The organism is Klebsiella sp. BIGb0149 (assembly GCF_004362605.1).
GTDB lineage: Bacteria > Pseudomonadota > Gammaproteobacteria > Enterobacterales > Enterobacteriaceae > Klebsiella > Klebsiella terrigena.
Map to the genome: position 1 here is coordinate 12,626 of NZ_SNYG01000011.1, position 19,691 is coordinate 32,316.

Consider the following 19,691-nt stretch of genomic DNA (forward strand, 5'->3'; position numbering starts at 1 on the left):
CTCTACTTCCGAATAGGCAGGAATACCGAGAATTCGGTATGCCCTGGCCAACTGGTAAATTCAATTTTGCCGGAGTGTCGGTCGATAAGACTGCGGGCAATGGAAAGCCCCAGACCGGTACCGCCTTCGCGACCGCTGACCATGGGATAAAAAAGCGTATCCTGTAAATGGGACGGAATTCCCGGGCCGTTGTCTTCCACATCAATGCGCGCAGCGAGACGGTAGCGTACGCCATGCAGCGTCAGCTGGAAGGCGGTGCGGGTGCGCAGAATAATTTCTCCGCCTTCTGGCCCCAGCGCCTGCAGCGCATTGCGTACGATATTCAGCAGGACCTGTTCAATTTGGTCCGGGTCGTGCGCCAGCTCCGGCAGGCTAGGGTCGTAATCACGGATAAGCTTGACGTTGTCCGGCAGCTCCATCGACACCAGCTTCACCACCCGCTCAGCGACTTTATGGATGCTTTCGGTGACGTGCATTCCGGGATGCTGCGGTCCCAGCAGGCGATCGACCAGATTTCTCAAGCGGTCGGCCTGCTCAATGATGACGTTGGTGTATTCCATCAGCGCCGGATCGGGTAGCGCCTTACTCAGCAGCTGCGCCGCACCCCGCAGGCCGCCCAACGGATTTTTAATCTCGTGGGCCAGACCGCGGACTAAATCACGCGCCGCGATTTGCTGCGCGTGCTGCAGCTGCTCCTGGCTCAGACGCCGCTGGTTATCCATGGGCGCCATTTCCAGCAGGATTTGCCCTTCAGGCAGGCGCTGTGCGGTTAAGGACAGGATATGCGAGCGGCCATCGATCACCAGGGTGACTTCGTTGTCGGTAAAGCCCTGGCCCGCCTGCAGGCTCTCCTGCATCAGACCGATATTCAGCGAAAAGTAGCTCAACAGCTCGGGGAGTGGCGTGCCGTACAGCTTGCGTGAACTTTGGGCCAGCAGCTGCTGCGCCGCCGGGTTCGCGTAGTGCACCGCCAGGTCGTCATCGACCAATAAGATGCTGTTGATTAAAGAGTTAAGGATCTGCCCAGCATCGGGCTGAGTGCCTGTTGCCATCTGACAGTCTCCTGAAAAGAGTGCACTATTTTAGTGCAGTATAGCTTTTTATAAGTAAAAAGCGCATAAGATCAGCATGTTGGTGGAGAAAAAAGCCCATCCTGAGATGGGCTGAAAGTTTCCACGGCAACAAAATATCCCTGGTACCCCACGCCACAACACGGAATACCGAGGATTTACAGCAAAATTAGACGCTGTAGTACAGCTCGAACTCAACCGGGTGCGGAGTCATGCGTACGCGGTCGTTTTCTTCAATACGCAGGGCGATGTAGGCATCGATAGCGTCGTTGGTGAATACGCCACCCGCGGTCAGGAACTCACGGTCAGCGTCCAGCGCGTTCAGTGCTTCTTCCAGAGAACCTGCAACCTGTGGGATCTCTTTCGCTTCTTCCGGCGGCAGGTCATACAGGTTTTTATCCATGGCTTCGCCCGGATGGATTTTGTTCTTGATACCGTCAAGACCAGCCATCAGCAGCGCAGCGAAGCACAGGTACGGGTTAGCAGCCGGGTCCGGGAAGCGCACTTCGATACGACGCGCTTTCGGAGAGGTGACCACCGGAATACGGATAGAGGCAGAACGGTTACGGGCAGAGTAAGCCAGCATAACTGGTGCTTCGTAACCCGGGACCAGACGCTTGTAGGAGTTGGTGGTCGGGTTAGCCAGGGCGTTAATCGCTTTAGCGTGTTTGATTACGCCGCCGATGTAGAACAGAGCTTGCTCGGACAGGCCAGCATATTTGTCACCAGAGAACAGGTTTACGCCGTTCTTGGACAGGGACATGTGGCAGTGCATGCCGGAACCGTTATCGCCAAACATTGGTTTTGGCATAAAGGTCGCGGTTTTACCAAAGCGGTGAGCAACGTTGTGCACAACGTATTTGTAGATCTGAATTTCGTCCGCTTTTTTGGTCATGGTGTTGAAGCGGGTAGCGATTTCGTTCTGACCAGCAGTGGCGACTTCGTGGTGGTGAGCTTCAACAACCAGGCCCATCTCTTCCATGATCATACACATGGTAGAGCGGATGTCCTGAGAGGAGTCAACCGGTGGAACCGGGAAGTAGCCGCCTTTCACGCCAGGACGGTGACCTTTGTTGCCACCTTCGTATTTGGTGGAGGAGTTCCATGCGCCTTCGATATCGTCGATAGCCACGTGGGAACCGGAGATAGAAGCGCCAAAGCGGATGTCGTCAAACAGGAAGAACTCTGGCTCTGGCCCGAAGAGTACGGTATCTGCCAGGCCGGTAGAACGCAGGTACTCTTCAGCGCGCTTAGCGATGGAGCGCGGGTCACGGTCGTAGCCCTGCAGGGTGCCTGGTTCCAGGATATCGCAGCGGATGATCAGCGTCGGTTCTTCGAAGAACGGGTCGATCAGCGCGGTGGTCGCATCCGGCATCAGAACCATGTCAGATTCGTTAATACCTTTCCAGCCACCAATCGAGGAGCCATCAAACATTTTGCCTTCTTCGAAGAATTCGGCATTAACCTGATGAGAAGGAATTGTGACGTGCTGTTCTTTACCTTTGGTATCGGTGAAGCGCAGATCGACAAACTTCACTTCGTGCTCGTTCAGCATCGTCAAAACGTGTTCAGCGGACATACTTAAACTCTCCCGGATTGGTCATTGTCGTCGTGGTAACGAAAACTTTTTTACTACTTAAAGTGGCGTTGTTGCCTTAAAATAGATAAAGCGAAATCTGTGCCAACTTTTAAATGCTATGTAAAACGCTGTATCATGCGCACCATAGTGCAAAAGAACTGCACCATGATAGGAATAATGCACCAAAATAGTGCTTCAGTGTGAACATTGAGCACCATTTTGGTGCAGTTTTTGTTACGGTGCCCTTTTATCGCTCCGTGAAAGCGATCACAAAGAAACTCTGCAATACTTGTTTGCGGAGGATGTTTGTGATCCTGTTCAGTCCTTCGCTTATTACGTGTACAATAACGCGCTATTTCTAATGCCTGAGGCAAAGTTTGTGATCGAAAATCTGCGTAACATCGCCATCATCGCGCACGTTGACCATGGTAAAACTACCCTGGTCGACAAGCTGCTCCAGCAATCCGGTACGTTCGATGCACGTGCCGAAACACAAGAGCGTGTGATGGACTCCAACGATTTGGAGAAAGAGCGTGGGATTACCATCCTCGCGAAAAACACCGCAATCAAATGGAATGATTACCGTATCAACATCGTTGATACCCCTGGGCACGCCGACTTCGGAGGTGAAGTTGAGCGTGTTATGTCCATGGTTGATTCTGTGCTGCTGGTGGTTGATGCCTTTGACGGTCCGATGCCGCAAACGCGCTTCGTCACCAAGAAAGCCTTTGCCCACGGCCTGAAGCCGATTGTGGTCATCAACAAAGTTGACCGTCCGGGCGCACGCCCTGACTGGGTTGTCGATCAGGTCTTCGATCTGTTCGTTAACCTCGACGCAACTGATGAGCAGCTGGACTTCCCTATCGTTTACGCATCTGCGCTGAACGGTATCGCGGGTCTGGACCACGAAGATATGGCTGAAGACATGACTCCGCTGTATCAGACCATCATCGATCGCGTACCGGCTCCGGACGTTGATAGTGATGGCCCGCTGCAGATGCAGATCTCCCAGCTTGATTACAACAACTACGTTGGCGTAATCGGCATCGGTCGCATCAAGCGCGGTAAAGTGAAGCCGAACCAGCAGGTCACTCTGATTGATAGCGAAGGCAAAACCCGTAACGGTAAAGTCGGTAAAGTCCTGGGCCACCTCGGTCTGGAACGTATCGAGACTGACGTCGCGGAAGCTGGTGATATCATCGCGATCACCGGTCTGGGCGAGCTGAACATCTCCGACACCATCTGCGATCCGCAGAACGTCGAAGCGCTGCCGCCGCTGTCCGTTGATGAACCGACCGTTTCTATGTTCTTCTGCGTTAACACCTCTCCGTTCTGTGGTAAAGAAGGTAAGTACGTTACTTCTCGCCAGATCCTCGATCGCCTGAACAAAGAGCTGGTACACAACGTGGCGCTGCGCGTTGAAGAGACTCCGGATGCGGACGCATTCCGCGTTTCTGGCCGTGGCGAGCTGCACCTGTCCGTTCTTATCGAGAACATGCGTCGTGAAGGTTTCGAAATGGCGGTTTCCCGTCCGAAAGTTATCTTCCGCGAAATCGATGGCCGCAAACAAGAGCCGTTCGAAAACGTCACGCTGGACGTTGAAGAGCAGCATCAGGGTTCCGTGATGCAGGCTCTGGGTGAGCGTAAAGGCGACCTGAAAAACATGAATCCAGATGGCAAGGGCCGCGTACGTCTCGACTACGTGATCCCAAGCCGTGGCCTGATTGGCTTCCGTTCTGAGTTCATGACCATGACCTCCGGTACCGGTCTGCTGTACTCCACCTTCAGCCACTACGATGATGTTCGTGCGGGCGATGTTGGCCAGCGTCAGAACGGCGTACTGATCTCCAACGGTCAGGGTAAAGCAGTTGCGTTCGCTCTGTTCAGCCTGCAGGACCGCGGCAAGCTGTTCCTGGGCCACGGTGCTGAAGTTTACGAAGGCCAGATCATCGGTATTCACAGTCGTTCTAACGACCTGACCGTAAACTGCCTGACCGGTAAGAAACTGACCAACATGCGTGCGTCCGGTACTGACGAAGCAACGGTTCTGGTTCCGCCGATCAAGATGTCTCTGGAGCAAGCTCTCGAGTTCATCGATGACGACGAACTGGTAGAAGTTACGCCTGCTTCCGTACGTATTCGTAAACGTCACCTGACCGAGAACGATCGTAAACGCGCCATGCGCGGTGCGAAAGAAGACTAATTCTCGCCGTCCGTTGATATCTAAACCCCGCCTTAATGGCGGGGTTTCTTTTTTGTCCCCAAAGCCCCCACCTCATAGTCAAACCTCGCCTTTCCCGCTACAGTTAATTTTCCACGGTGCAAAAGGAGAGGGCCATGCTCTATATCTTTGATTTAGGTAATGTGATTGTCGACATCGACTTCAACCGGGTACTCGGAACGTGGAGTGATTTAAGCCGCATTCCGCTGGCGACGCTGAAGCAGCACTTCACCATGGGTGAGGCGTTTCGCCAGCACGAGCGCGGTGAAATCAGCGACGAAGCCTTCGCTGAAGCGATGTGCCATGAGATGAATATGGCGCTGAGCTATGAGCAGTTTTCCCACGGCTGGCAGGCCGTATTTGTCGCGCTGCGCCCGGAGGTCATCGCGATTATGCACAAGCTACGCGAGCAGGGACACCGCGTCGTCGTGTTATCGAATACCAACCGCCTGCACACCACTTTCTGGCCAGATGAATATCCGCAGGTGCGCGCCGCGGCCGACCGTATCTATCTTTCGCAGGAGATGGGGATGCGTAAGCCCGAGGAGCGGATCTACCAAAGCGTTCTGCAGCAGGAGGGATTTTCCGCTGCCGATACGGTCTTCTTTGACGATAACGCCGAGAATATTGCCGGCGCGAACCGGCTGGGAATAACCAGCATTTTGGTGACCGGAAAGGAGACTATCCCCGACTACTTTGCGCAATGATTATGTTAAAAACCGTTCATCAAAAAGCAAAGCGCCGCTGCCGTCCGCTGCTGGCCTGGCTAAAGCTGCTGTGGCGCCGGATTGATGAAGACAATATGACGACGCTGGCAGGGAATCTTGCCTACGTGTCGTTACTCGCGCTGGTGCCGCTGATTGCCGTGGTGTTCGCGCTTTTCTCCGCCTTTCCCATGTTTTCTGAAGTGAGCGGGCAGATACGCCACTTCATCTTTGCCAACTTTATCCCGGCGACGGGGGACGTCATTCAGCGCTATATCGAGCAGTTTGTCGCGAACTCCAGCCGAATGACGGCGGTGGGCGCCTGCGGGCTGATCGTGACCTCGCTGCTGCTGATGTATTCGATAGATAGCGCGCTGAATACCATATGGCGCAGCCCGCGCGCCCGGCCCAAAATTTACTCTTTTGCGGTCTACTGGATGATCCTTACCCTCGGACCCTTACTGGCGGGGGCGAGCCTGGCGATCAGCTCATACCTGCTGTCGCTGCGCTGGGCCAGCGAGCTCAATAGCGTCATTGATGACGTGCTGCGCATCTTCCCGCTGATTCTATCGTGGGCGGCGTTTTGGCTGCTTTACAGCATTGTCCCGACGACGCAGGTGCGAAACCGCGACGCGCTGATTGGTTCGCTGGTGGCCGCGCTGCTGTTTGAGGCCGGTAAAAAAGCGTTTGCCCTGTATATCACCGCCTTTCCGTCGTACCAGCTGATTTATGGCGTCATAGCCGTGGTGCCTCTTTTGTTTGTTTGGGTCTACTGGACGTGGTGTATCGTCTTGCTTGGGGCTGAAATTACTGTCACTCTCGGGGAATACCGCAAACTAAAAAAAGAAGAAACAGAACAACCATGATTGCATTAATTCAACGCGTATCCCGTGCAAGCGTTACCGTGGCGGGCGAGGTGACGGGCGAAATCGGTCCGGGGCTTCTGGTGCTGTTAGGGGTCGAGAAAGATGACGATGAGCAGAAGGCCAACCGCCTCTGCGAACGCGTGCTCGGCTACCGCATCTTTAGCGATGCGGAGGGCAAAATGAATCTTAACGTCCAGCAGGCTGGCGGCAGCGTGCTGGTGGTTTCCCAGTTTACGCTGGCTGCGGATACCGAGCGCGGCATGCGTCCGGGCTTCTCAAAAGGCGCCGCGCCCGATGCCGCTGAGGCCCTGTATGAGTATTTCGTCGCGCGCTGCCGCCAGCAGGAAATGCACACACAGACCGGGAGATTCGCTGCAGATATGCAGGTCTCGCTGGTCAATGATGGCCCTGTCACCTTCTGGTTACAGGTATGAGTCAGCTTCCGGGAAGGCTGCGGGCAACAAAAGAGAGTACAGCTATGTATCACCTTCGTGTACCGCAAACAGAAGAAGAGTTAGAGAGCTACTATCAGTTCCGCTGGGAGATGCTGCGTAAGCCCCTGCATCAGCCAAAAGGGTCGGAGCGCGATGCCTGGGATGCCATGGCGCATCACCAGATGGTGGTCGATGAGGACGGCAATTTGGTCGCCGTGGGCCGGCTGTACGTGAACGCTGAAAATGAGGCCTCCATTCGCTTTATGGCGGTGCACCCTTCCGTACAGGATAAAGGGCTCGGGACCTTAATGGCGATGACCCTGGAGTCGGTGGCGCGCCAGGAAGGGGTGAAGAGGGTGACCTGCAGCGCCCGCGAGGACGCGGTGGATTTCTTCGCCAAGCTGGGGTTCGTTAACCAGGGCGAGATAACCACGCCAACCACCACGCCGATTCGCCATTTTCTGATGATCAAGCCGATTGCCTCGCTGGACGATATTCTTCACCGCGGCGACTGGTGCGGACAGCTGCAGCAGGCCTGGTATCAGCACATTCCGCTCAGCGAAAAAATGGGCGTGCGCATTCAGCAGTACACCGGGAAAAAATTCATCACCACCATGCCGGAAGCCGGTAACCAGAATCCGCACCACACGCTGTTTGCCGGGAGCCTCTTTTCCCTGGCAACCCTCACCGGCTGGGGGCTTATCTGGCTGATGCTGCGCGAGCGGCACCTCGGCGGAACGATTATCCTCGCCGACGCGCATATCCGCTACAGCCAGCCGATTAGCGGCCGACCGAGCGCGGTGGCGGACCTCGGCTCCTTAAGCGGCGATCTTGACCGCCTCGCTCGCGGCCGAAAGGCGCGGGTACAGCTGCAGGTTGAGCTGTTTGGCGATGAGAACCTGGGGGCCGTTTTTGAAGGCATTTATATCGTTCTGCCCGCGAAGCCGTTTGGCTCGTACGAAGAGGGCGGCAACGAAGAAGAGTAGCCCGCCGCTCCTGCCTTATGCGGCGCCTGGTGAACCGCTTCGCCAGGCGATATCCCGCATAGCATCCCGTGCCGCCGGGCTTATCCCCCCAAGCTGAAAGAAGCCGTGAATCACCCCGAGGTAGCGCTGAGCGCTGCACTCGACGTTCTGCCCGAGCAGCCGGCGATATAACGCTTCACCCTCATCGCGCAGCGGGTCGTACTCTGCGGTAATAATATGCACCGGCGGCAGGCCGCTGAAGTCTTCTCGCCACAGCGGGCTCGCCTCCGGGTGGGAAACGTCGGTCGACGAGAGATAGATCTCGTAGCCGCTCAGCAGCGTATCCCGGGTGATGATGTAATCTTCGCCGTTGCTGGCGTAGCTTGCCGAGCGGGCGGCGGCGTCGAGCATCGGGTAAATCAGGATTAGCTGCGCGGGCTGCCACTCTGCCGCGGCTTTCAGCCGCAGGGCGGTAACCAGGGCCAGATGGCCGCCGGCGCTGTCTCCGGCAAGCGTTATGCGTGAGGTATCGACCCCCAGCCGCCCGGCGTGGCGGTGGATAATTTCGGCGCCGCGCTGCGCATCGTCATGTGCGGCAGGGAAGGTATGTTCGGGCGCCAGCCGATACTGCACGGCGATGACCCGGCAGCGGCTCTCATACGCCAGCTGTCGAAGCTGCCGATCGTGGGTAGCAAAGCCGCCGCTGATAAAGCAGCCGCCGTGATAGTAAATAACGGTAGGCAGCACGCCCTCGGCATCGAGCGGCGATACCACGCGAAAGGTCATACCTTCTAAGGCGATATCCTCGACCTGCACGCGGGTTTCAGGCGCGCCGGCCAGCACCACGCTTGCCACGTAGCCTGCTCTCCGGTCATCAATATTCTGCTCCCGCGAAGAGGGGCGGCCCGCCGCGATAAACTCATCCACCAGGCGGCTAATGCCTTTTTCCAGCGTCATCTCTCACTCCTTTTTTCTGTATGGATATACAGCTTTATAGCCTGGTTTATGGCGGATGAACACGGGATTATTTGGGGCTGGCGCGGGGAGATGGCGTACAAAAGGGCGCGGATAACGTCGGTGAGGCTTCGGCCTGTGCGGCCTGATGGCTGGCCGGGCAACCTGCGCTACCCGGCCATCAGCTACTTTTTACTCGCCTTCACCCGGGAACATAAACGGGTTGATAGAGCTGCGGGCAAAACCTTCCTGCTCCATATGGGCGTCCAGCACCAGCGAGGCCAGATCGTCAGCAACGGCTTCGACGTTGGGATCTTTTTCCTGATACATAATCTTCAGGTAGGTCCCGCAGTCGCCGCAGCTTTCAGCCTTGATCGCCGCCTGCTCGTTATCCAGCGACCAGTAGTTCAGATCGCGGCTCTGTTCGCAGTTGCTGCACTTCACGCGCACGACGTGCCATTCGGTTTCGCACAGATTGCAGTGCAGGTAGCGCAGCCCCTGAGTGGTACCGATTTGCACCATGCTGGAGACCGGCATCGAGCCGCAAACCGGGCAGTGCTGACGCTGCTCGCCGTACTCGGCGTGGGCTTTACCGGGGATCAGGCTCGCCATCTGCGCCCAGTAGAGCGACAGCGCGGCCCAGATAAACGGGGCCTTATCGCTGCTGACCAAAGCAAAGTCGGAGGCGAAAAGCGCGCTCGCCATCAGCTCAAGCTCCTGTTCGGACGCTTTTTCCAGGTTTTCGATGACCGCCAGCGCCGGGCCGCTCATCTCCGGCTTCAGCTCGGCGATAAGCGAATGCAGCAGCTTGTGCCAGTGCTTATCGCGCGGCAGGACGTGAATATCCAGCGGCGGTTTGCCCTGGGCATTCGCCTCTTTGAGGCGGGCCGTCAAATCCATCTGCAGCGGATGGTCGTACAGCACCACTTCCTGGGCGTGGGCGATCAGCGCGGCAAAGCGCAGGTAGTCGCCCAGCGGGTTGCTCTCCGCCAGCTTGCGCAGGCGCTCGGCGCGGCGGTTATAAAGATTTTTTAGCCTGGGGAACAGTAGCGGCGGAATATATTCCGCCGTGCGTTTCTCGCTCGAACCCAGCTCATCTTGCGGGATTATGCGAATACTCATTCAGTCTTTTTTTCCTGTTTCTGGCGGACTTCGCGATACCAGCGCGGGTGATGTTTCTTCGCCCATGTTTTGGTAACCCAACCTTCCACCATCGCGGTAATGGTGCCTTTCACCCACAGGGCGGCGTAGATATGCACCATGATAACCACAATTAACGCCACTGCGGCAAATGAATGCAGCATTAGCGCAAATCGGATCACCGGGATTGAGAACGCAGGCGCAAAATACGGACGCCAGATGATCACGCCGCTTATCAGCAGCAGAACCAGGAAAATAATCGCCGCCCAGAATACGCATTTCTGGCCGAAGTTATAGCGCCCGGTGTCACCTACCTCCTCGTTGACGACGATCTTACGAATATTCTTCGCCCAAAAGATATCATCCCGATTGATTAGGTTGTGATGCCAGTAGCGGAAAAACATGATGATGAACGAGGCAAACATGATAACCCCGACAAACGGGTGCAGAATTCGCGCCAGCTGCGGGGTGCCCATGACGTGCATCAGCCAGTTGAAGGAGGGGAAAAAGAACCCCAGCCCGCTTATGGCCGCCAGCATAAAGCAGAAGGCGGTCACCCAGTGGTTGATTCGCTCCGGCGCCGTGTAGCGCACGATGGTGTCACGTCTTTTCATTTGCGCACCTCGTCATTCTCTTCATGCAGGTTGTCTTCTTCCTCTTCCGCTCGGTTCGGACCGACGCCGACGTAGTGGAAGATGCTGGCGGCGAAGGTCGCGGCAAAGCCCACCGCCGCGAGCGGTTTCCAGATGCCTTTCCAGAACTTCACGGTGGCGCTGATTTCCGGGTTTTCCGGCAGGCCGTGGTACAGATTCGGCTTGTCGGCATGATGCAGGACGTACATCACGTGCGTGCCGCCGACGCCGGCCGGATCGTACAGGCCCGCGTTGTCATAACCGCGGGTTTTCAGCTCGGCAACGCGCTCGCCTGCCAGCACTTTCATATCCTCTTTGGAGCCAAAGTGGATAGCGCCGGTCGGGCAGGTTTTCACGCAGGCCGGCTCCTGGCCGACGGTAACGCGATCGACGCACAGCGTACACTTGTAGACGCGGTTGTCTTCCGGGTTCAGGCGCGGGACGTCGAACGGGCAGCCGGCGATACAGTAGCCGCAGCCGATGCACTGCTCGGACTGGAAGTCGACGATGCCGTTAGCATACTGAATGATAGCCCCTTCCGACGGACACGCCTTCAGGCAGCCCGGGTCGGCGCAGTGCATGCAGCCATCCTTACGGATCAGCCACTCCAGCTTGTCGTTTTGCTCCACTTCCGAGAAGCGCATCACCGTCCAGGATTTGGCGGTCAGATCCGCCGGGTTGTCGTACACCCCGACGTTGTGACCGACCTCATCACGGATATCGTTCCACTCTGAACAGGCCACCTGACAGGCTTTACAGCCGATGCAGGTGGTGACGTCGATAAGCTTCGCCACCTCCTGCTGGTGGTCCCGCGCCTGAGGCGCGGGGGTGAAACCGTTAGTCGCGGAACGACGAATAATGTCTTGCGATTGATAAGCCATAAGTCGTCTCCCTTACACCTTTTCCACGTTCACGAGGAAGGCTTTGAACTCCGGCGTCTGCGTATTCGCATCACCGACGAACGGCGTTAGCGTGTTGGCGATAAAGCCCTTCTTCGCCACGCCTTCATAGCCCCAGTGGATTGGAATACCGATAGTATCGATATCCTTACCGTCCACCTTCAGCGTGCGAATACGCTTGGTCACCACCGCCTTGGCCTTGATATAGCCGCGGTTGGAGGAGACTCTGACGGTATCACCATGGGCAATACCGAGCTTATTCGCCAGCTTCTCGCCGATTTCAACAAACTGTTCCGGCTGCGCGATGGCGTTGAGCAACGCGTGCTTGGTCCAGTAGTGGAAGTGCTCGGTGAGACGATAGGTGGTGCCAACGTACGGGAACTTATCCGCTTTACCCATCTGCTCCAGGTCACCCTTAAAGACGCGGGCGGCCGGGTTGGAGACCACGTTGGGGTGCAGCGGGTTAGTGCCCAGCGGCGTTTCGAACGGTTCGTAGTGCTCAGGGAACGGTCCTTCCGCCATTTTGTCGATAGCAAACAGGCGGCCCATCCCTTCAGGCTGCATGATAAACGGCCCGACGTCGCTGCCCGGCGCGGCGGCGCTGTAGTCCGGAATATCCATGCCGCCCCATTTTGCACCATCCCATTTGAGGATCTGGCGCTTCGGATCCCACGGCTTGCCCTGCGGGTCTGCGGACGCGCGGTTATACAGGATGCGGCGGTTAAGCGGCCACGCCCATGCCCAGCCCAGGGTATTGCCGAGGCCCGACGGGTCGGCGTTATCGCGTCTCGCCATCTGGTTGCCGTCCGGCGTCCAGCTGCCGGCGAAGATCCAGCAGCCGCTGGAGGTGGTACCGTCATCGCGCAGCTGCGCAAAGGAGCTGAGCTGCTGGCCTTTCTTGACGATAACCGCGCCGGTGGCCGGGTCGGTAATATCCGCCAGCGCCTTGCCGTTGCTCTCCATCGCCACCTCTTCCGAAGCCGGCTCGTGCGGGGTGGAGTAGTCCCAGGTCATGTTCAACACCGGCTCCGGCGTCGGGCCGCCTTCTTCGGCATACATTTTCCGCAGGCGCATAAAGATACCGGCGAGGATTTCGCCATCGGTGACGGCAATCCCCGGGGCGTCCGCGCCCTTCCAGTGCCACTGCAGCCAGCGCCCGGAGTTAACGATCGAGCCGTTCTCTTCGGCGAAGCAGGTAGACGGCAGGCGGAAGACTTCAGTCTGGATTTTCGCCGGATCGACGTCGTTCGACTCGCCGTGGTTTTGCCAGAAGGTGGACGTTTCGGTGTTGAGCGGGTCAATAGTGACCAGGAACTTCAGCTTCGACAGCGAGGCGACGACCTTGTTTTTATTCGGGAACGAGGCCACAGGGTTAAAGCCCTGGCACAGATAGCCGTTCACTTTGCCCTGGTTCATCATCTCGAAGTACTGCAGAACGTCGTACCCTTTATCCCACTTCGGCAGCCAGTCAAAGCCCCAGCTGTTCTCCGCCGTTGCCTTATCGCCGTAGAAGGCCTTCATCATTGAGACGAAGAATTTCGGGTAGTTGCCCCAGTAGTTCACCTGATCCTTCAGCAGCGGTTTCGGCGTGCTGGCGGCCAGGTAAGTCTGGATATCGGCCTGTTTTTCGCTCGGCAGGTTCATGTAACCCGGCAGGCTGGTGGAGAGCAGCCCCAGGTCGGTTAGCCCCTGAATATTGGAGTGGCCGCGCAGCGCGTTCACGCCGCCACCCGCCATCCCCATATTGCCGAGCAGCAGCTGGATCATCGCCATGGTGCGGATGTTCTGCGCGCCGATAGAGTGCTGCGTCCAGCCAAGGGCATAGAGGAACGAAGCGGTTTTATCATGGGCGCTGGTTTCGGCGATGTATTCACAAACCTTGAGGAAGTCGGCTTTTGGCGTCCCGCAGATATTCTCCACGACGTCCGGCGTGTAGCGGGAGACGTGCTGTTTCAGCAGGTTCCAGACGCAGCGCGGATGCTGCAGGGAGGTATCGCGTTTGGCAAAGCCGTTTTCGTCCAGCTCGTAGTTCCAGCTGGTCTTATCGTAGCTGCGTTTTTCGGCGTCGTAGCCGCTAAACAGGCCGTCATCGAAGCTGTAATCCTCACGCACGATCAGGCTGGCGTTGGTATAGGCTTCGGTGTACTCGCGGTTGATTTTTTCGTTATTCAACAGGTACAGGATGACGCCTGACAGGAAGGTAATGTCAGTACCAGAGCGAATCGGGGTATAGAAGTCGGCTACCGACGCGGTGCGCGTAAAGCGCGGGTCGATAACAATGAGCTTCGCGCCATTGTGAATTTTGGCTTCCATCGCCCAGCGGAATCCTACCGGGTGCGCTTCAGCGGCGTTACCGCCCATGACCACAATGAGGTTGGCATTTTTAATGTCAACCCAGTGGTTCGTCATCGCACCGCGACCAAATGTTGGAGCAAGACTTGCTACCGTTGGTCCGTGTCAGACGCGCGCCTGGTTGTCGACCGCGAGCATACCGAGCGCGCGGGTGAATTTCTGCGTTAAATAGCCGGTTTCGTTGCTGGAGGCGGATGCGCACAGCATACCGGTGGTCAGCCAGCGGTTGACGGTGGTGCCGGCGTCGTTTTTGGCGACAAAGTTGGCATCACGGTCTTCTTTCATCAGCTTCGCGATACGATCGAACGCGTCGTCCCAGCTGATTTGCTGCCATTTATCGGAGCCAGGCGCGCGATATTCCGGGAACTTCAGCCGGCTTTCGGAGTGGATAAAGTCCACCAGGCCGGCCCCTTTCGGGCAGAGTGCACCACGGTTGACCGGATGATCGGGGTCACCTTCGATATGAAAGATGGATGCTTTGGCGTTTTTCGCGCCGTCGCCGAGGCTATACATTAACAGCCCACAGCCAACGGAGCAGTACGTACAGGTGTTGCGGGTTTCACGGGTACGCAGCAGCTTATATTGCCGGGTTTCCGCGAGCGCAGCGCCGGGGGCAAAGCCCAGCGCCGCTGCCGTAGTTCCTGCCATACCGCCAGCGCAGATCTTAAAGAACTGCCTTCTGCTGACCTGCATGGTTCACTCCTTGTATCGACATTGTCACATATAGTTATTTACTTTGCGGTAAGGACCGCAAAGGTTCAGAATTAGGGGCAATCACCCTCTTGCTTGAAGGGGTATGAAAAGAATACCACATTGTGTGTATGCCTGTTCTAATACGGTTAAGACAAAGTGAATAAGAACCCTCCCGAACAAATCAAAAATGTGACAACTGTCACAGGTTACCGCCAGGTCGCGCTGTGGAAGCGCGATAATTTGCAACATACTCAGCCGGACGAGTTAGCTGAAGAGGTGCCGGTCGCCCTGGTCTATAACGGCATCTCCCACGTCGTGATGATGGCCTCTCCGGGCGATCTGCAGCGGTTCGCCGTCGGTTTTTCGTTATCCGAAGGGATTATCGAAAATCGCTCTGAGATCTACGGCATGGACGTGGTGCAGGAATGCAACGGCCTGTCCGTCAGAATTGAGCTCTCCAGCCGCCGGTTTATGGGGCTGAAAGAGCGCCGCCGCGCGCTGGCGGGACGCACCGGCTGCGGAGTATGCGGCGTGGAGCAGCTAAACGATATCGGCAGGCCGGTGCGTCCGCTGCCGTTTACGCAAACCTTCAACCTCGCGAACCTCGATCGCGCGCTGGAGCAGCTTAACGACGTACAGCCCATCGGCCGCGTCACCGGGTGCACCCATGCGGCTGCCTGGGTTCGTCCGTCGGGCCAACTGGCGGGCGGGCATGAAGACGTTGGCCGTCACGTCGCTCTCGATAAGCTGCTCGGGCGGCGCGTGGAGGAGGGAAGCGGCTGGCAGAACGGCGCGGCGCTGGTCTCTAGCCGGGCCAGCTACGAGATGGTGCAGAAGGCGGCCATGTGCGGCGTGGAAATCCTGTTTGCGGTCTCCGCCGCGACCGCGCTGGCGGTTGAAGTCGCGGAACGCTGCAACCTGACGCTGGTCGGTTTTTGCAAGCCGGGCAGAGCGACGATTTATACGCATCCCGAGCGTCTGGCAGCGGAGTGACGCCACCAGGCAGCCAAAATACTTCCTGAAAACGCCAGCTCCATCATCACGGCAACGGGCGAGCCGACCACCACATTGTTCAGTAGCCAACAAAGGCTGCCGCACAATGTGTATCCGCGTAATTTCTCGCTCTGTTTCTGAAACGACGCCAGCGTCATCAGCAGGCTCCCGGCGAGCGGCAGGATGTTCTCCAGACTTTGCCACAGACCGGCGCTACAAAGCAGCGACCCGAGCATAAACCCCCACATAGCCCGGCGGCTAAGCGTCACGATGGCCACCGCGTAGCGACATGCTGCGATGAGCATTAATCCCGCCGCGCCGGGTTGTTCCAGAAGATAAAAATGAAGCGCCAGCAGGGTGGTTGATCCTGCGAGCAGGGACAGCGTCGCGGCCCGGCGCTGAAAATGAAAGGCGGAAATATCGAGCAAAAAGCTCATACCGGCCAGGAGCTGAGAGAAAATAAAGGCGTTCATCGCGTCTGCCATCTGCTGAGGAGTGGCGGGACATTAAGCGATGCAAACGCGTCATGCGTTAACCTTTGTTAAGACGCTGGCGAATGCGGGACAGGCTAACGGGAGTAATGCCGATGTAGCTGGCGAGATCGCGCTGAGTGAGCTGCGCCTCCCAGTCCGGAAAGTGGGTTTGCACGTACTGATAGCGCTGCTCTGGCGTATTGAGCAACAGCATTTGCTCTTTTTTCTCTTTGTAGATCAGCTGACGGGTGAGCAGCTGTATCTTAATTTCCTGATTTTCGGGGGCATCAAGCGCGGCCAGGGGGATTTCGCTGGTTTCACCCGCGGAGATCGTTTGCAGGCCGTAATCTGCCGGCGTCCTGGTGAGCCAGTTCAGATAAAGGAAGCAATATTCGCCCGCAAAATAAAACTCTTTAACGCGCTCAGCGCCGGCGGGAGAGTGATAAACAGCGCGCACAACGCCGTGATGTAAAAAGTAAATATGGGTTTGAGGTTCGCCCTGACGAAGTAACCAGCTGCCGGCAGACCGCACTGTTTTCCGGCCGCCTAACGGTAATTTTCGATCGCAATCGAACGTCATTTTTATGCCTCAAATAATTTGAATAAGAATAGCAAATCCTTCCGCTTTTCGTTACCGGGTGTGAGGTCTATTATTTATCACATCAAGGCACAACGCCTTACCTAAACAACTTACCTGAAGGATTTATCTCATGAAAAACGTCAAAACTTTTGCTGCAGTTATCGCTCTGGCCGCTTCTTTTAGTTCTTTCGCCGCTGAAAGCGTGACCGCCACCGCCACCACTATGGACGGCGCTGAAGCGAAAATTGCCGCTCAGGCCCAGGCTGCTGGCGCATCATCTTATAAAATTACCGAAGCCTTTACCGGTAACCGCGTGCATATGACGGCAGAGCTGAACAAATAAAAAAAGAACTACCGTCGAAAGAGCGCCCCTGGGGCGCTTTTTTAGTTTATGCCCGCCAGCCGCAGCAGGGCGGTAACCACCGCCGCGGCGATAATCACCACGATCAGCGGCATCTTGCGCCAGGCGAGAAATACCGCGAAGCCCACCCCCAGCACCCGCGCCATACCGGCAAAATGTTCGCTTTCATAAAATGTGGTCGCCAGCGCGACGGAAAATAGCAGTACCGTCGCGGCGTCCGAGAGCAGCGCCTGAGAGCGCTCGGAAAGCGCCAGGCGGCTACCGATCTTCGCGCCGCCGAGGCGCATCAGGTAGGTTCCTGCCGACAGGATAGCGATTCCGATGATAAACAGCGTGATGTTGCCCATTATTTTTTCCTCGCCAGCAGGCCGAACAGGGAGAACAGCACCGGCAGGCCCGCTGGCGCAAAGGAGACCGCTGCGAGGGATAACGCCGCACCGCTGCAGGCGCGGATTAAGGTGGTGCGGTTTTTAAACGCGGGAATGACCAGCGCCAGCAGAATGGCGGGAAAGACGGCGTCGAGGCCGATGGTTTCCGGGGCCGGCAGGATCTTGCCGACCAGGGCCCCAAGCAGCGCGCCCAGCGGCCAGATGATAGCCACGCCGAGTCCGCACAGCCAGTAGGCGGCTTTACGCTGCTCCGGCGTTTTCTGCGACAGCCCGAAGACCACGCTTTCGTCATTCATAATATGGCAGCCCAGCAGGCTGGCGCCGCGCCTGCCGACCAGATCGCGAACCGTCACGCCGAACGGCACGTGGCGGGCGTTGACCAGTAATCCCGCGGCGGCGGCGGCCAGTGGGTTGCCGCCGCTGGCGACGATGCCGATAAACATAAACTCCGAGGCGCCCGCCAGCACGCAAACCGACAGCACGAACGGCACCCACACCGGGAAGCCGTAGGCTATCGCCAGCGAACCGTAGGAGAGGCCGACGACGCCCACGGCCAGGCAGACTAAGACTATCGCTTTTATCGTGTCCCCTTTGAGACAGGAAAAGTGCTGCTTCATACTATTTAGCCATATCGAACGAATTTCCATTATAATGAACGCAACCCCATCGACTTTCAAGTCGAACGAATCGTTCTATATAAAAAACGCGGAGCCGTGTATGACACAGCCAATTAGTCTGATTGCCCGGAGCCTGGTACGCGAGCGCTCGCGCACCGGGCTCTCGCTGGCGGAAGTCGCGCGCCGGGCCGGTATTGCTAAATCGACGCTATCGCAGCTGGAGTCAGGCAACGGCAACCCCAGCCTCGAGACGCTCTGGGCGCTTTGCGTCGCGCTCGATATTCCGTTTGCCCGGCTGCTGGAGCCGCAGGCGCAAAAAACGCAGGTGCTGCGTCGCGGGGAAGGGACGAAGGTGGTGGCTGAGCAGGCCCACTATCAGGCTATTCTGCTGGCGGCCTGCCCGCCCGGCGCCCGCCGCGATATCTATTTACTGCTGACCCAGCCGGGGGCTGACCGTATTTCTCACCCGCACCCGCCGGGATCGATAGAGCATATTATTGTCACCCAGGGCCGCGCGCGCGTGGGCCTGACCGAAGCGCCGGAAGAGCTGGGTGCCGGGGACTACATCTGTTACCCCGCCGATCGCGAACATCTCTTCCAGGCGCTGGAGCCGGATACCCAGGCGATTCTGGTGGCTGAGCAAAGCTAGCGTTTTATTGCGGGGATGACCGCGCCGCTCCCGCTGGACGTCCCGCCCGTATTGCGGGACACTAGCCGTTTCCTCCACCGCCGACTGGGATACGTATGTCGCTGAAAGCTATTGCTAAAGAACTTGGGATCTCGGTAACGACCGTCAGCCGCGCGCTGAACGGTTATGACGACGTGTCGCAGGAGACGCGCGCCCGCGTGGAGGCGGAAGCGCAGCGCCGTGGCTACCGGCCCAATACCTTCGCGCGACGCCTTAAGATGGGCAAAATTGACGCCGTGGGTCTGGTTTTTCCCATCAGCCCGGCCCCGCTGAATAACAACGTATTTCTCGACATGGTCGGCGAAATTAGCCACGAGCTGGCGCGCTATGAGATTGATTTACTGCTGATTGCCGACGATGAGCAGGCGGATAAGCACGGCTATATGCGAATGGTTCAAAGCCGGCGGGTCGATGCGCTGATTGTCGCTCATACCCTGGATGACGATCCCCGCCTGATGCAGTTGCTTTCCTCCGGTTTTCCTTTCCTCGCCCTTGGCCGTAGCCGGCTGCCGCAGCCCTATGCCTGGTTTGATTTTGATAATCAGGCCGGAACCTGGCGCGCGACCCGCCATTTGATTAGCCAGGGGCACCGGCGCATCGCGCTGCTGAGCGAAAATAACAATCAGGCGTTTATCACCCAGCGCCGCAACGGCTATCTGCAGGCGCTGCGCGAGGCCGGATTAGCGGATACCTGGCTGCGCAGCGTGCCGCCAACTCGCCGCGGCGGCTATCAGGCGACGATGGAGCTGCTGCGTTTGCCGGAACCGCCCACGGCGATCGTGACCGACTGTAATACCCACGGCGACGGCGCGGCGATGGCGCTATCCCAGCTGGGGCGCCTGACCGGCGATAACCGCGTGTCGCTGGTGGTTTACGACGGACTGCCGCAGGACAGCATTATTGAAACCCCGGTGGCGGCGGTGATCCAATCCACTCGCCAGGGCGTTGGTCGCCAGATCGCCGGCATGGTCCGTCGGCTGATTGCCGGCGACGATCTCACCTCTCTGCAGGTGCTCTGGCAGCCCGAATTTATCCCCGGCGACACCGCCTGATTCCCCTCCCGCCACGCTAATTTCTGCAC

Annotated in this window: 20 protein-coding genes; 9 read left to right on the forward strand and 11 right to left on the reverse strand. The window is 57.6% G+C overall.

Annotation, left to right across the window (positions count from 1 at the left end; genetic code table 11):
* Positions 1 to 2: 2 nt before the first annotated feature.
* Both glnL and glnA read right to left on the reverse strand, forming a co-directional pair.
* Positions 3 to 1,052: a nitrogen regulation protein NR(II) gene (glnL, locus tag EDF75_RS25300; RefSeq protein ID WP_041143386.1), complete on the reverse strand. Its 1,050-nt coding sequence runs from the start codon at positions 1,050 to 1,052 to the stop codon at positions 3 to 5.
* Positions 1,053 to 1,239: 187 nt separating this feature from the next.
* Positions 1,240 to 2,649 carry a glutamate--ammonia ligase gene (gene glnA, locus EDF75_RS25305; protein ID WP_041143387.1) on the reverse strand — a complete coding sequence of 470 codons (1,410 nt, stop codon included), beginning with the start codon at positions 2,647 to 2,649 and terminating at the stop codon, positions 1,240 to 1,242.
* A 379-nt stretch (positions 2,650 to 3,028) separates the two neighbouring features.
* Here glnA and typA point away from each other — a divergent pair, with 379 nt between their 5' ends.
* The 5 genes from typA to fabY all read left to right on the forward strand — a co-directional run bounded on the left by typA (position 3,029) and on the right by fabY (position 7,860).
* Positions 3,029 to 4,852 (forward strand): ribosome-dependent GTPase TypA, encoded by a 1,824-nt coding sequence (typA, locus tag EDF75_RS25310; protein ID WP_133601286.1) that lies wholly within the window; start codon positions 3,029 to 3,031, stop codon positions 4,850 to 4,852.
* Positions 4,853 to 4,986: 134 nt separating this feature from the next.
* Positions 4,987 to 5,577, forward strand: a complete 591-nt coding sequence (gene yihX, locus EDF75_RS25315; protein ID WP_041143389.1) for a glucose-1-phosphatase — start codon at positions 4,987 to 4,989, stop codon at positions 5,575 to 5,577.
* Between the two features lie 2 nt (positions 5,578 to 5,579).
* Positions 5,580 to 6,440 carry a virulence factor BrkB family protein gene (locus tag EDF75_RS25320; RefSeq protein WP_133601287.1) on the forward strand — a complete coding sequence of 287 codons (861 nt, stop codon included), beginning with the start codon at positions 5,580 to 5,582 and terminating at the stop codon, positions 6,438 to 6,440.
* Complete coding sequence (dtd, locus tag EDF75_RS25325; protein WP_133601288.1) at positions 6,437 to 6,874, forward strand: D-aminoacyl-tRNA deacylase; 438 nt, start codon at positions 6,437 to 6,439, stop codon at positions 6,872 to 6,874. Before EDF75_RS25320 ends, dtd begins: the two co-directional genes overlap by 4 nt.
* 44 nt (positions 6,875 to 6,918) lie before the next feature.
* Positions 6,919 to 7,860, forward strand: a complete 942-nt coding sequence (gene fabY, locus EDF75_RS25330) for a fatty acid biosynthesis protein FabY (RefSeq protein WP_045853697.1) — start codon at positions 6,919 to 6,921, stop codon at positions 7,858 to 7,860.
* Between the two features lie 15 nt (positions 7,861 to 7,875).
* Here the strand turns inward: fabY and EDF75_RS25335 are convergent, their stop codons facing one another.
* The 5 genes from EDF75_RS25335 to fdnG form a co-directional block, all read right to left on the reverse strand.
* Positions 7,876 to 8,796, reverse strand: coding sequence for an alpha/beta hydrolase (locus EDF75_RS25335; RefSeq protein ID WP_133601290.1), 921 nt, complete (start codon positions 8,794 to 8,796; stop codon positions 7,876 to 7,878).
* A 189-nt stretch (positions 8,797 to 8,985) separates the two neighbouring features.
* The gene (fdhE, locus tag EDF75_RS25340) at positions 8,986 to 9,915 is read right to left on the reverse strand and encodes a formate dehydrogenase accessory protein FdhE (protein WP_045853695.1); all 930 of its coding nucleotides are present in this window, start codon (positions 9,913 to 9,915) and stop codon (positions 8,986 to 8,988) included.
* Positions 9,912 to 10,547, reverse strand: coding sequence for a formate dehydrogenase cytochrome b556 subunit (gene fdoI, locus EDF75_RS25345; RefSeq protein WP_133601291.1), 636 nt, complete (start codon positions 10,545 to 10,547; stop codon positions 9,912 to 9,914). The genes fdhE and fdoI overlap by 4 nt, the downstream gene beginning before the upstream one ends.
* Complete coding sequence (gene fdxH, locus EDF75_RS25350) at positions 10,544 to 11,446, reverse strand: formate dehydrogenase subunit beta (protein ID WP_045853693.1); 903 nt, start codon at positions 11,444 to 11,446, stop codon at positions 10,544 to 10,546. Before fdxH ends, fdoI begins: the two co-directional genes overlap by 4 nt.
* Positions 11,447 to 11,458: 12 nt before the next feature.
* Positions 11,459 to 14,509: a formate dehydrogenase-N subunit alpha gene (gene fdnG / locus EDF75_RS25355; RefSeq protein WP_133601292.1), complete on the reverse strand. Its 3,051-nt coding sequence runs from the start codon at positions 14,507 to 14,509 to the stop codon at positions 11,459 to 11,461.
* Between the two features lie 156 nt (positions 14,510 to 14,665).
* Between fdnG and fdhD the strand changes: the two genes are divergently transcribed.
* On the forward strand, positions 14,666 to 15,502 hold the full coding sequence (gene fdhD / locus EDF75_RS25360; protein ID WP_133601293.1) for a formate dehydrogenase accessory sulfurtransferase FdhD: 837 nt from the start codon (positions 14,666 to 14,668) through the stop codon (positions 15,500 to 15,502).
* Here fdhD and EDF75_RS25365 read toward each other — a convergent pair.
* Together EDF75_RS25365 and EDF75_RS25370 are read right to left on the reverse strand one after the other, a co-directional pair.
* Complete coding sequence (locus EDF75_RS25365) at positions 15,469 to 15,975, reverse strand: YgjV family protein (RefSeq protein WP_133601294.1); 507 nt, start codon at positions 15,973 to 15,975, stop codon at positions 15,469 to 15,471. The genes fdhD and EDF75_RS25365 overlap by 34 nt on opposite strands.
* Positions 15,976 to 16,033: 58 nt before the next feature.
* The gene (locus tag EDF75_RS25370; protein ID WP_133601295.1) at positions 16,034 to 16,555 is read right to left on the reverse strand and encodes a Crp/Fnr family transcriptional regulator; all 522 of its coding nucleotides are present in this window, start codon (positions 16,553 to 16,555) and stop codon (positions 16,034 to 16,036) included.
* Positions 16,556 to 16,685: 130 nt separating this feature from the next.
* On the opposite strand from EDF75_RS25370, the gene EDF75_RS25375 reads away from it, so the two are divergent.
* On the forward strand, positions 16,686 to 16,898 hold the full coding sequence (locus tag EDF75_RS25375; RefSeq protein ID WP_045853687.1) for a YdgH/BhsA/McbA-like domain containing protein: 213 nt from the start codon (positions 16,686 to 16,688) through the stop codon (positions 16,896 to 16,898).
* 41 nt (positions 16,899 to 16,939) lie between these two features.
* Here EDF75_RS25375 and EDF75_RS25380 read toward each other — a convergent pair whose 3' ends face one another.
* Both EDF75_RS25380 and EDF75_RS25385 read right to left on the reverse strand, forming a co-directional pair.
* A complete protein-coding gene (locus EDF75_RS25380; RefSeq protein WP_045853686.1) occupies positions 16,940 to 17,263 on the reverse strand; it encodes an AzlD domain-containing protein in 324 nt (107 codons plus the stop codon).
* Positions 17,263 to 17,922: an AzlC family ABC transporter permease gene (locus tag EDF75_RS25385; RefSeq protein WP_095105330.1), complete on the reverse strand. Its 660-nt coding sequence runs from the start codon at positions 17,920 to 17,922 to the stop codon at positions 17,263 to 17,265. Before EDF75_RS25385 ends, EDF75_RS25380 begins: the two co-directional genes overlap by 1 nt.
* A gap of 100 nt (positions 17,923 to 18,022) precedes the next feature.
* On the opposite strand from EDF75_RS25385, the gene EDF75_RS25390 reads away from it, so the two are divergent.
* Together EDF75_RS25390 and EDF75_RS25395 are read left to right on the forward strand one after the other, a co-directional pair.
* Positions 18,023 to 18,571: a helix-turn-helix domain-containing protein gene (locus EDF75_RS25390; protein ID WP_045853684.1), complete on the forward strand. Its 549-nt coding sequence runs from the start codon at positions 18,023 to 18,025 to the stop codon at positions 18,569 to 18,571.
* Between the two features lie 95 nt (positions 18,572 to 18,666).
* Positions 18,667 to 19,662: a substrate-binding domain-containing protein gene (locus tag EDF75_RS25395; protein WP_133601296.1), complete on the forward strand. Its 996-nt coding sequence runs from the start codon at positions 18,667 to 18,669 to the stop codon at positions 19,660 to 19,662.
* Positions 19,663 to 19,691: the final 29 nt, after the last annotated feature.